This window comes from Methylomonas koyamae, assembly GCF_001644025.1.
GTDB classification, from domain to species: Bacteria; Pseudomonadota; Gammaproteobacteria; order Methylococcales; family Methylomonadaceae; genus Methylomonas; species Methylomonas koyamae_A.
Genome location: NZ_LUUK01000230.1, coordinates 43,076 through 54,531 on the forward strand (window position 1 = coordinate 43,076; position 11,456 = coordinate 54,531).

The 11,456-nt window shown below is 54.8% G+C and carries 11 protein-coding genes; 6 read left to right on the forward strand and 5 right to left on the reverse strand.

The window, feature by feature from the left end; all coding sequences use genetic code 11:
- The first annotated feature begins 5 nt into the window (after positions 1 to 5).
- From A1355_RS23615 to A1355_RS23640, 6 genes are read left to right on the forward strand one after another with little or no spacing between them, the layout of a single operon-like run.
- Positions 6 to 755: a hypothetical protein gene (locus A1355_RS23615; RefSeq protein WP_064031728.1), complete on the forward strand. Its 750-nt coding sequence runs from the start codon at positions 6 to 8 to the stop codon at positions 753 to 755.
- Between the two features lie 21 nt (positions 756 to 776).
- Positions 777 to 1,451 (forward strand): acetyltransferase, encoded by a 675-nt coding sequence (locus A1355_RS23620; protein ID WP_064031743.1) that lies wholly within the window; start codon positions 777 to 779, stop codon positions 1,449 to 1,451.
- Positions 1,448 to 2,380 carry a hypothetical protein gene (locus A1355_RS23625; protein WP_197471897.1) on the forward strand — a complete coding sequence of 311 codons (933 nt, stop codon included), beginning with the start codon at positions 1,448 to 1,450 and terminating at the stop codon, positions 2,378 to 2,380. Before A1355_RS23620 ends, A1355_RS23625 begins: the two co-directional genes overlap by 4 nt.
- Positions 2,377 to 3,354, forward strand: a complete 978-nt coding sequence (locus tag A1355_RS23630; RefSeq protein WP_064031730.1) for a GNAT family N-acetyltransferase — start codon at positions 2,377 to 2,379, stop codon at positions 3,352 to 3,354. The genes A1355_RS23625 and A1355_RS23630 overlap by 4 nt, the downstream gene beginning before the upstream one ends.
- A complete protein-coding gene (locus tag A1355_RS23635) occupies positions 3,344 to 3,760 on the forward strand; it encodes a sugar 3,4-ketoisomerase (protein WP_064031731.1) in 417 nt (138 codons plus the stop codon). Before A1355_RS23630 ends, A1355_RS23635 begins: the two co-directional genes overlap by 11 nt.
- The gene (locus A1355_RS23640) at positions 3,757 to 4,863 is read left to right on the forward strand and encodes a DegT/DnrJ/EryC1/StrS family aminotransferase (protein ID WP_064031732.1); all 1,107 of its coding nucleotides are present in this window, start codon (positions 3,757 to 3,759) and stop codon (positions 4,861 to 4,863) included. Before A1355_RS23635 ends, A1355_RS23640 begins: the two co-directional genes overlap by 4 nt.
- 97 nt (positions 4,864 to 4,960) lie before the next feature.
- Here the strand turns inward: A1355_RS23640 and A1355_RS23645 are convergent, their stop codons facing one another.
- The 5 genes from A1355_RS23645 to A1355_RS23665 all read right to left on the reverse strand — a co-directional run bounded on the left by A1355_RS23645 (position 4,961) and on the right by A1355_RS23665 (position 11,282).
- On the reverse strand, positions 4,961 to 6,298 hold the full coding sequence (locus A1355_RS23645; protein ID WP_064031733.1) for a TolC family outer membrane protein: 1,338 nt from the start codon (positions 6,296 to 6,298) through the stop codon (positions 4,961 to 4,963).
- 3 nt (positions 6,299 to 6,301) lie between these two features.
- Positions 6,302 to 7,591, reverse strand: a complete 1,290-nt coding sequence (locus A1355_RS23650; protein ID WP_157198012.1) for an HlyD family type I secretion periplasmic adaptor subunit — start codon at positions 7,589 to 7,591, stop codon at positions 6,302 to 6,304.
- A gap of 70 nt (positions 7,592 to 7,661) precedes the next feature.
- A complete protein-coding gene (locus tag A1355_RS23655; RefSeq protein WP_064031734.1) occupies positions 7,662 to 9,359 on the reverse strand; it encodes a type I secretion system permease/ATPase in 1,698 nt (565 codons plus the stop codon).
- A 195-nt stretch (positions 9,360 to 9,554) separates the two neighbouring features.
- Positions 9,555 to 10,892 carry a hypothetical protein gene (locus A1355_RS23660; protein ID WP_064031735.1) on the reverse strand — a complete coding sequence of 446 codons (1,338 nt, stop codon included), beginning with the start codon at positions 10,890 to 10,892 and terminating at the stop codon, positions 9,555 to 9,557.
- Between the two features lie 111 nt (positions 10,893 to 11,003).
- Positions 11,004 to 11,282, reverse strand: a complete 279-nt coding sequence (locus A1355_RS23665; RefSeq protein ID WP_064031736.1) for a hypothetical protein — start codon at positions 11,280 to 11,282, stop codon at positions 11,004 to 11,006.
- Between the last annotated feature and the right edge of the window lie 174 nt (positions 11,283 to 11,456).

Consider the following 11,456-nt stretch of genomic DNA (forward strand, 5'->3'; position numbering starts at 1 on the left):
TAGCCATGTCGGACAATAATCTGTTTGAAAACTTGAATTTCGATAAATTCCGCGAATTGGCGAAATCCGACCAATTAAGCCGACACGAGAAAGTCGGCTTTCCGGACAGTTACCGCGAAGGCAAGGAACCGCTGATTTTTTCCGACGTATGCAACAAGCTGCTCAATCTGCGGCAGCGCGGCAAAACAGTATTGGAGATCGGTCCGGGCTGCAGTCAACTGCCAGTGCTTCTGGAAAAACTGTGCGCGGACCAAGACCATCGGCTATTGCTGGCCGATAGCCAGGAAATGCTGGATTTGCTGCCGGATGCTCCAAATACGGTTAAATACCCCGGCTGCTATCCGAATTTACCGGCTTTATTTACGCAATATACCGGGCGCATCGATGTCATCATCTGTTATAGCGTCATCCAATATATTTTCCTCGAAGGCAATTTGTGGAATTTTGTTGACCTATCCTTATCGCTATTATCGGAAGGCGGAGAAATACTGTTAGGCGATATTCCCAATTCAACCATGCGCAAGCGTTTTTTCTCGAGCAGTGCCGGTATCGCTTGCCATAAAGCCTATGTCGGAAAGGACGAAACGCCCACGGTGACGTTCAATACTTTGGATCCCGGCGCGATGGACGATTCGGTGGTTCTGGCAATACTAGCGCGAGTTCGAGCCCAAGGTTTTCACGGCTGGGTGGTGCCTCAGGCGGCGGATTTGCCAATGGCCAATCGCCGCGAAGACATTTTGATCAAAAGACCTTAATTTGCCGAGATGAATACCGCCATGAAACAACGAAAACTGATTATTGTCGGCGCATCCGGATTCGCCGACATCGCCCAAGAATATTTCGAAGCCGATAGCCCATATAGCGTGGTCGGCTTTGCGGTGGAAAGCGCCTTTTTAACGGGCGACACCAAGAACGGTTTGCCGCTGGTGCCGTTCGAATCCATGACGGAGCATTTTTCGCCAGCCGATCACGATGTATTCGTGGCGGTCACCTATACCCAGCTAAACCGTCTGCGCGCTCGTCTGACGCAGCAAGCAAAAGCCAACGGATATCGATTGGCGTCTTACATCAGTACTCGCGCGTTCGTTTGGCCCAATGCCCGGATCGGCGAGCATTGTTTTATTTTCGAAGACAATACCGTGCAACCTTTTGTCAGCATCGGTAACGACGTTATTTTATGGAGCGGCAACCATATCGGCCATCATTCCTCGCTCGGCGATCATTGTTTTATATCCTCTCACGTCGTCATCTCCGGTTTCTGCCACATTGGTGAAAACAGCTTTTTAGGCGTGAACTCCACGCTCGCGAACAATTTGACGATAGGCAAGGACAACTGGATCGGGCCGGGTATCGTGCTAACGCAAAACACCGAAGACGGCGCTTTGTACGGAGCGGAGATGCCTTCTCCGTCACGCGTCAGCTCGCTACGTTTTTTCAAGGTTAAAGCATGACGATGCACTGGCGGAAACTCGGCATCGTGTATGCGCCTCCCGGCGACCGGGATTGGGCCAGCAGCCATGCGATGGTACCGACTCCATTGCAAATATCGCCCGAGGTGATCCGGGTTTTCGTGACTTTTTGCGACGCCAACGGGTTGGGTAGACCGGGTTTCGTCGATGTGGATGCCAACGATCCCACCCGAGTATTGCGAGTCTCCGAACGTCCGCTACTAGACCTCGGCGCCCCAGGAAGCTTCGATGAGAACGGTTTGCTAACGTGCTCGGTGCTACCGATGGGCGGCCAACGCCTGTTTCTGTATTACGCCGGTTTCGAATTGGGTACCAAAATCCGCTACCGCCTGCTAACCGGGCTGGCTATCAGCGACGACGGCGGCGAAACTTTCCACCGCCATTCCAGCGTTCCGGTGTTGGAGCGCTCCGACCAAGAGCGGCATATTCGTGGCGGCCCCTGGGCCTTGCTCGATCAAGGCGTCGTCCGGTTGTGGTACGTGGCGGGTAGCGACTGGATCGATTTGAACGGCAAAAGCATGCCGGTTTACGATTTGCGCTATGTCGAATCCAAGGACGGCGTGCATTTCCCCAGCCACGGCCAGATACAGCTTCGCGTCGAGGAAGCCGACGAGCACGGCTTCGGCCGCCCCTGCGTGATCAGAAAGCCGGACGGCGGATTTCGGCTATTTTACTCGGTGCGCCGGCGGTCTTTCGCCGCCTACCGATTAGGTTATGCGGAGTCGGCGGACGGGATACATTGGCGGCGCATGGATGCGCATCTGAACCTGGACGTCTCGCCCGGCGAATTCGATTCGGATGCGATTATGTACGCGGCGCCGATCCAGATTGGCGAGCAGCTCTACGTGTTTTATAACGGCAACCACTTTGGACGCGATGGCTTTGCCTGCGCGCGGCTGGAGCGGGAATGACGTTACAAGTGCGTGCTTACGGCGAAGCGGACGCCGAGGATTGGGATCGCTTTTGCGACGATTCGCTGCAATCCACGCTACTGCATACCCGGCGGTTTTTATCCTATCACGGTAGTCGTTTCGTCGACCAATCGCTGATCATCTACGACGAACACGGCTGGCTGGGCCTGTTACCGGCCGCGTTGCAACCGGACGACGAAGCTTGCGTGGTCAGCCATCCCGGCGCGACTTACGGGGGCATCGTGCAGCAGGGCCAACTACGTGGGGAGCGGATGATAGAAGCCCTGCGGACCTGTTGCCGGTATTATCGAAGCCAAGGCAGACAACGCCTATTGTACAAGGCGGTACCGGCCTTTTATCACCGCCAACCGGCGCAAGACGATCTATACGCGCTGTTCCGACTCAACGCGCACCGCTACCGCTGCGATCTCTCGAGCTCGATTGACCTGACGACGCCGCGCGGGCGAATCAGCGAACGGCGGCGGCGCAGTTTGAATAAAGCGCGGAAAAATCAGATAGGCCTATCCGGAGACATGGCCTTACTGGGCGAATTTTGGCAGGTATTAACCGAGAATTTGGCGCGAAAACATGGCACCGGGCCGGTTCATAGCTTGAGCGAAATCACGATGCTCGCCGAGCGTTTTCCCGATCAAATTCAAGTCGTTTGCGGCACCCACCAAGACCAAGTCGTCGCCGGCGTTTTATTGTTCATCACCGCGACCTGTATTCATACTCAATATATCGCCGCGAATGACATCGGCTATCAATTTTCCGCACTGGACGCGGTGTTCGACTTCTGCATTACCAAGGCCGTCAGCGACGGAAAGCGTTGGCTCGATTTCGGTATCTGCAACGAACAGGCCGGCAAAGTGCTGAATGAGGGACTTTATAAATTCAAAACGGAATTTGGCGGAGGAGGAACCGTACATGAGTTCTTCGAGATCCCATTAACCGGAGAAGAAAATGTCGATTAACGATTGCAAAATCATCGAATTACCCCGCATCCCGGATGCCCGCGGCAACTTGACCTTTATCGAGGCGGGGCGCCATGTTCCGTTCGAGATCAAGCGTACTTATTACTTGTATGATGTTCCCGGCGGCGCCACGCGCGCCGCGCATGGTCATAAGACATTACAGCAACTGATGATCGCGATGTCGGGCAGCTTTGACGTAACCTTGGACGACGGCTTCGAAAAGAAACTATTTCATTTAAACCGCTCCTATTACGGCTTATATATCGCCCCCGGCATGTGGCGCGACTTGGACAATTTTTCATCCGGCGCGGTCTGCTTGGTCCTGGCTTCGGAATTTTACACCGAAGAAGATTATTACCGCGACTACGACGTCTTCCTGAAGGCCGCTAGAGAAAAGCGCCGATGATTCCGTTTCTGGACTTAAAAACGCCCAATCTGGCATTGCAAAACGAGTTGGAGCAAAGCTTTAAACGCGTCTTGGCCTCCGGTTGGTTCATTCTTGGCGAAGAAGTCGAGCGGTTCGAAGCGGAATTCGCCAGCTATTGCGAAGCCGAACATTGCGTGGGCGTCGGTAACGGACTCGATGCATTAGCGTTGGCACTTTCCGCCCAAGGAATAGGCGTCGGCGATGAGGTTATCGTGCCGTCCAACACGTTTATTGCAACCTGGTTAGCGGTTACCCGCACCGGAGCAACCATCGTCCCGGTCGAGCCCGATGCTCGCACTTACAATTTGGACCCGTCCCGTATCGAAGCGGCGGTGACCTCGCGCACTCGAGCCATCATTCCAGTCCATCTGTACGGCCAGGTCGCCGATATGGATGCCGTTATGCGCATCGCCGATAAGCACCAGCTGTTCGTTCTGGAAGATGCCGCGCAAGCGCAAGGCGCGTTATATCGCGGCAAAAAAGCCGGTAGCATGGGCCATGCGGCCGCCACCAGCTTCTATCCCGGCAAGAATTTGGGCGCGCTCGGCGATGCCGGCGCCGTGGTCACCAGCGATAGAGAATTGGCCGAAAAAATTCGGCGACTTCGCAATTACGGTTCCTCGATCAAATACCAACACGACACACTGGGTCAAAACAGCCGCCTGGATGAATTACAAGCCGCTTTCTTACGTGTCAAACTCAAGGTATTGGATGAAAACAATCGGCAACGGCAAGAAATCGCACGCCGCTACCACGTCGGATTCGACAGCCTGATTCAGCGAGATTCAAATCTAATCCGGCCGTTTGTCCCGGACTGGGCGGATCCGGTTTGGCACTTGTACGTCGTATTAAGTCCCCAACGCGACGCCGTACAGCAGCATTTGCAGGCCGCCGGAATTGGCACGATGATTCACTACCCTATTCCTCCGCATCGCCAGGCTTGTTATCCTGAGTTTGCCGAATTTTCATTGCCGATTGCCGAGAAACTTGCTCAAGAGTGCCTGAGCCTACCCATGTGGCCAGGCATGCTCGACACCGAAGTGGACACGGTTATCGATGCCATCGCCGGCTTTCACCACTAACACACGTCCGGTTCGAAGCTCTCGGTGCGGCTAAGCCAGCCGAGAGTTCGCCGGAATTACCGGGATATACCCAAGCGTGATAACCAAAATCGCGCGGCTATTTTTCAAGGTTCGGGACTGAAGAAGCTTGCACCGGCTTCTCCAACCAAGTATTGACTTCCTGCAAATTTTCCTCGCTGATAGCGCCGATGGCCTGTAAAAATCTGAAGCGATTTTTAATATACGCGTATTTACTCTGCAACAAATCGCGCCTGGCTCGAAACTCGGTTTGCTGGGCGACTAAAACGTCACCGATGGTGGCAACACCGTATTTATAGGCGCTTTGCATCGCATCGTGGGACTTTTGAGCGGATTCCAACGCCTTGATCGAAGCCTTAATCCGCCTGACGTTGGCGTTCGACGTCAAAAACGCATCGCTGGTTTCCTTGACCACGGTTCGGAGTTTCTCTTCCTCGGCGTGGCGATTCAGTGCCAAGCGGCTTTCCGCTTCGCGAACCTGATGCATGGTCGTACCGCCGCTAAAGATCGGCACGTTGACGTTAATCGCCGCGACTTGAGTTTGGGTTTGATTGGACAGCAGGGTACTTTGATAACCGGTGTTGGTATCGTAGTAGTTAAGCTGCAGGTCGACCACCGGTAGGTGGCGGGATTTCTGGGCGACGAGGTCGTTGTCGGCCGCCTCGATCGCTTTCTGCTGCGCGGCCAGGGCCGGATTATCGTTTGTTGCCACGGCGATCCAGTCGTCCAACTTACCTTCCAATTCCTTGTATTCAATGTTTTCGCGCAAGGTTAGTAGACTGTCCGGCTCCTGGTTGGTCAACTCCCTCAAGTTTTGCTTAGCCGAGGAAACCAAGCTTTCGGCTTCGATTTGGTCCGCCTCGATTTTATCCAGTTGCGCTTCGACCTCGTAAACATCGGTGATTTTGACTAACTGCTTGGCAAACCGCTTTTGCACCTGCTGCAATTGTTGTTGAATCGCAAGCTTCTCGGTTTGAATGAAGCGAAGTTGATCCTCCGCTTCCAAAACGCCAAAGTAGCGTTCAACGACACTGAACATTAAAAGATTGCTCACATCGGTGCGCTCGAGTTCGTATTGCGATTCGGCTACCCGCGCCCGCCGCCAGGTCCAGAATTTGGCAAAATCGATCAGTGTCTGATTCAGCGACAGATAATAACGAGTGCCCGAATAACTCAAATCGCTATTTCGCACGTTCAACCGATTTTCCGACCAATTCGCGGTTCCGGTAACTTGCGGCAGCATTTGGCCCAAGGCTTGGCCGGTTTGCGCAGCGCCGATATCGACTTTGACGTCGGCCGACTTAAGCGACGGTGCCGCCTGCAATGCTTGCTGATACACCGTCAGCAAGTCGTCGGCGCATGCCCGACCCGCCAACGTAACAGCCAAGCCCAATAAGATCAACTTAGTCGAGCGCATCGATCAATCCTCTCGGAAAGCCCGCGCGAACGCGTCGGTGATGGGTTGCATCAGATACTCCACGACGGTGCGCTCGCCGGTCCGGATCATCACCTCCACCGGCATGCCGGGTACCAATTCCAGGTTTTTCAGCTTTTGCAAGCTCTCCGGCGTCAATTCCACCTCGGCCTGATAATAGGCTGCGTCGGCCTTTTCATCGACGAAACGATCGGCCGAAATATGAATAACCTTACCTTCGGTAGTCGGCGTCAACGCTTGTTTAAAGGCACTGAACCTGACCTCGGCGACCAAGCCCAACCGTATCCGATCGATGTCCAACGGCGATACCCGCGCATCGATGATCAAATCTTCTTGCTGAGGCACAATATCGAGTATCGGATTTCCGGCCATCACCACGCCGCCCTGGGTATGTATCGTCAACCCCATCACCCGCCCGCTAACCGGCGCCTTGATCTCTATCCGACTCACCTTGTCGGCGGTCGCTGCCAAGCGTTGGTTGACGTCGTATAGCTGGGATTGAATTTCGCTCAATTTCTCGGACACCTCTTCTTGAAACTTCTTTTCGAGCTGCAGTATTTCCAGCTTGGTTTCGCCGATCTGAATTTCGGCGGCCGCGATCTGCGACGTTAACGAAGCGATGTCCCCCGCGTTACTGGCATGATTGCGCTCGGTGTCACGCAAGCGTTGTTTATCGGCGAACCCCTCGGCCAACAATTCTTTTAAATCCTTCGCCTCTTCCCCGTAGGACTCGGACAACGCTTGCTTGCTCTGGCGCTGACCTTTAATCCCGACGATTTGCGTACTGAGCTGGTTGATTTTTTGTTTTAGAACCGAAATTTGCCCTTCGAAGGCCACGCGCCTAGCCGAGAATAGCTCAGTTTCGCTGGTTCTGGCTTCCGCGACACGGGTGTCGTCCAAGCGGCTCAAATTGTCGGGGAATTCAATGCGGGCTTTGCGATCCCGCTCGGCTTCCAATCGGGCTAATTGCGCGGATAGCGCGATCGATTGGCCTCGCAGTACCTCCAATTGCGAGTGGGCTTCGGTACCGTCCAGTATCAACAAGGTATCGCCTTCACGAACGATGTCGCCGTCCTTGACGAAGATCTGATTCACGATGCCGCCGTCCAGGTGCTGCACGGTTTTACGGTGGGATTTGACGGTGATAACCCCGGAAGCCAACGCCGCCCCGTCGATCGGCGCCCAATAACTCCACAGCGCGAATAAACCAAACGCCACTAACAAAATGATGACGCCGATCAGGCGTATCGGCCCATCGTCGACGACGGGCGTCATTGCGGCTCTCGGTTTGACGGACGGGGACAAATTTTTCACATCCATGGGCGGGCAAAGCGATCGATACCGGTCACGACGCTTGCGACAGGGCTTGCTGTTGCAAATGAGCGAGCACTTGGTCTCGCGGCCCGTAAACCGCCAACTTGCCTTCATTCAAGATCATTAACTTATCCACGTTGGACAAAACGCTGTTTCGATGGGTAATCAGAATCACGGTAGCCCCCTTTTGTTTCAGCAAAATCAGCGCTTGAGCCAGCGCCTGCTCGCCTTGTTCGTCCAAATTCGAATTGGGTTCGTCGAGCACGACGACGACGGGCTCGCCGTAAAGAGCCCGCGCCAGCCCGATACGTTGACGCTGACCGCCCGACAAAGCGCCGCCGTTTGCGCCGATGACGGTGTCGTAGCCGTTGGGCAAATGCAATATCAGGTCATGCACGCCGGCCATTTTCGCCGCCTCGACGACTTTAACCGCGTCGACTTCGCCAAACCGGGCGATATTTTCGCCGATCGTGCCTTCGAACAATTCTATATCCTGCGGCAAATAACCTAGGTAAGGCCCCAATTCATTGCGATTCCAGGCATGGACATCGGCCTGATCCAGGCGGATCTTCCCGCCGGAGGTGGGCCAGATGCCGAGCAAGGCGCGAGCCAACGTCGATTTACCGGCGCCGCTAGCGCCGAGAACGCCGACAATGTCGCCGGCATTGATCGCTAAGCTTATCCCTTTGATCACCGGCGCGTTAGCGCCGGGCGGCGTTACGACGGCGCCCTCCAACTGAAAACTGCCGCGCGGTGTAGGTAAGGTCATTCGCGTGGGTTCGGCGGGAATCCGCTGCAAGATTTCATTCAACCGCCGATATTGACCGCGCGCATTGACAAATCCCTTCCAGTTGGCGATCAACATGTCGATAGGCGCGATCGAGCGCCCCAACAATATCGAACCGGCGATCATCAATCCGGGGGTGATTTCTTTTTGTATCACCAGATAAGCTCCCAAGCCCAAAATGAGCGACTGCGACGCCAGCCTGATTACCTTCGAAAACGCCCCGACCAAGCCGGCGCGCGAACTCGCAAGTCCTTGCAAAATCAAGACGTGGTTAGCGGCCGCCAGCCAGCGCTGTTTGATATTCTCAGCCATGCCCATCGATTCGATTACTTCGGCATTGCGGAGGTTTTTATTCACCAAGGCCCGTCCGGCTATCGCCACCTTGTTGGCCTCGTCCAAAGTCGCGGCGGTGACTTTTTCGTTGACGACGGCAATCAAGACCATCAAAACTGCCGTCGCGACTGCAAACCAACCATATAGCGGGTGAAAAATGAACATCACGCCGAGATAGATCGGCATCCACGGCGCATCGAAAAATGCGAACAAGCCATTGCCGGTCAAAAATTGACGCAACGCGGTCAGATCGTCTAGCGGCTGCGATGTCGCCCTCTGTCCGCCGGAATACAGCGCTTGTTTGTAAGCGACCTGAAACAATCGTTCGTTTAACAGCAGCTCCAAACGGCTACTGACACGCACCAGTATTTGGGAACGAACCCATTCCAAACCGCTCATCGTCGCGAACAAAATCAACATGATCAAGCTCAACATCAGCAAGGTCGACAGATTTCCGGTCGCCACCACTCGGTCATATACTTGCAGCATATACAACGGCGAGGTCAACATCAACATATTGATAATCAAGCTAAAACCGGCGGCGGATAAAAAAGCCCCTTTACAGAGTTTAAGAGCAATTTGAATGTCGGTGGGTTGGGAAATGCTCACGACGCGTTGAAAGAATACTGGCCAAAGTTAGCCCTCCAAGAGTAGCATGATTTTGGCTGTTACCTAGGGAATGTTGTTTTTTACCTACGCAACGGGACGTCTCCGCCACTTGACGATAAAAAGCCGCCGAATTTCGGCGAAAAAAAACCGGCGTCCCGAAAAGAGTACGCCGGCTTTGGGTGCCGTCAAGCGGGATTAGCCTTGCTTGCGCAAGTACTTCTCGACACCGGTCGTTCTGGTATAGCTAACTTCGTCGGATTGTAACGCCTGTCTGGCTACGTATTTTGACACGCCTGACACGCTAGGCACCTCTCTATCCGCCACTTCCTGCTTGGCCATGTATTTGGCGACCCCAGTCACTTCGCCGGCGGCCTTTTCTTCGACGGCGTGTTTCGCAAGATATTTGGAAACCGAACTCACCACCACCTCGGGCTTGACTTCCAGCCGCTGCTTGGCGACGTACTTGGCAACACCGGTCAATGTCGGCAATTGTTTAGCTAAGACGGATTGCTTGGCTAAATAACGCGCCACGCCGGTAACCGGCGCGGCCTGGCTTTGCAGTTGCAATTGTCTGGCCAAATATTTAGCGACACCGGTTGGCTTCGGCGCCAGTTCGGCCGCCGCGGATTGACGGGCCAGATAGCGATCCACCGCCGAACCTTCGACAATGACTTCGGCGGCAAATGCGATTTCCTCGGCTTGTTCCTGCTTCATCAATGCCTCCGCTTTTTCAGCTTGCAATTTGGCTTCCGCTTCGGCGTAGCGAGCCACCAAAGCCGACGCCGCGGCTTTACGCGCAGCCAACTCCTGTTCGGCAACGAATTTGGCGACCCCGGTTAACGGCGCCTGCTCTTTCAATAACTTGTCTTGCCGAGCCAGATATTTTTCGACGCCGCTCAAAACAGGTACATCCTTGGAAACCAGCGCCTGCTTAGCCAAGTACTTGCTAACGGAGGTTGCCGCCGGCACATCCTTAGCCGCCAAGTCTTTTTTTAGCACGTATTTAGCGACGCCAGTCACCGCTGGAGATTCGGCCATATTTTGCCGAATAACATATTTGGCAACCCCGGTTACCGAATGGTCTTCCCTATCGTGCATGGTGACGTATTTGGATACGCCGGTCATCGGCGCGGCCTTGGACTGGATTGATTCCTTGATCAGATACTTAGCGACTCGGGTAACCGGATGTTCAGCTTGCAGACTCAAATACTTTTCGACACCGGTCGGTACCGGCTCGGGCTCGACAACCTCGACGGCTTCGACGACCTCCTCCTCAATCACTTCTGCTTCGGCCTCCGCTTCCGGCTCGACCGCCGCCGGCTCAAGAGCCGCCAGATAGCGAGCCACGCCGGTCAATGCCGGTTCGTCGTCGGCCGTTTGCGGCTCCAGCCGTTGTAGGTAACGCGCCACGCCGGTCAATTGCGTGCCTCCGTCTTCGCTATTACCCTCGGAGGTACCGCCACCGCCGGGCTTATCGAAGAAAAAGCTCGGCAACAAGCCGAATAAGCTATTCATCAAACTATTATTTGCCATTTGAGAATACTCCTGAATGTTATCGTTGTTATTTTAATCGACCGGTCAACCTGAACTGGCCGGTTGGATTAACCCGAACCGCGCCGCAAGCCTGGCCCGCCGAACTGAGTATTACGACCCGGTGCCGCTAAACACGACTTTGGGTTGAAAGCTGGAGGCCGGATATTTGGGATCGGCTTCCGATTGCGTCTGCGCCTGCTGATTGACGCACGGCACCGCTGCGGCGCTTGTCGGAGCCGAGCTCGCGGTCGGCGCGGCTTCGGCAAGCGCCGGATCGCGGTAAACCACCTTGGGCTGAAAATCGGCCGCCGGATAGTCCTGGGCCTGCGCGGCCGCGGCGGTCAACAGTAACGCAACGAAAAATCCTCGTTTCAATTCCACGCTTTTCATAGTGCTCACCTTCCTCTTCCGTATGAATCGCCCCTGCCCGGCGGACAGGGACGTTTGACAAGTTACCGGCTATTAAAGCACGGCTTCCACATTAGCGACGACATTATCCACGGTAAAGCCGAACTCTTTGAAGAGTTGGCCGGCCGGGGCCGATTCGCCGAAGCGGTCCAGGCC

Coding starts and splice junctions, on each gene's coding strand:
- A1355_RS23615 (WP_064031728.1), top strand. CDS start 6: ATGTCGGACAATAATCTGTTTGAAAACTTGAATTTCGATAAATTCCGC.
- A1355_RS23620 (WP_064031743.1), top strand. CDS start 777: ATGAAACAACGAAAACTGATTATTGTCGGCGCATCCGGATTCGCCGAC.
- A1355_RS23625 (WP_197471897.1), top strand. CDS start 1,448: ATGACGATGCACTGGCGGAAACTCGGCATCGTGTATGCGCCTCCCGGC.
- A1355_RS23630 (WP_064031730.1), top strand. CDS start 2,377: ATGACGTTACAAGTGCGTGCTTACGGCGAAGCGGACGCCGAGGATTGG.
- A1355_RS23635 (WP_064031731.1), top strand. CDS start 3,344: ATGTCGATTAACGATTGCAAAATCATCGAATTACCCCGCATCCCGGAT.
- A1355_RS23640 (WP_064031732.1), top strand. CDS start 3,757: ATGATTCCGTTTCTGGACTTAAAAACGCCCAATCTGGCATTGCAAAAC.
- A1355_RS23645 (WP_064031733.1), bottom strand. CDS start 6,298: ATGCGCTCGACTAAGTTGATCTTATTGGGCTTGGCTGTTACGTTGGCG.
- A1355_RS23650 (WP_157198012.1), bottom strand. CDS start 7,591: ATGACGCCCGTCGTCGACGATGGGCCGATACGCCTGATCGGCGTCATC.
- A1355_RS23660 (WP_064031735.1), bottom strand. CDS start 10,892: ATGGCAAATAATAGTTTGATGAATAGCTTATTCGGCTTGTTGCCGAGC.
- A1355_RS23665 (WP_064031736.1), bottom strand. CDS start 11,282: ATGAAAAGCGTGGAATTGAAACGAGGATTTTTCGTTGCGTTACTGTTG.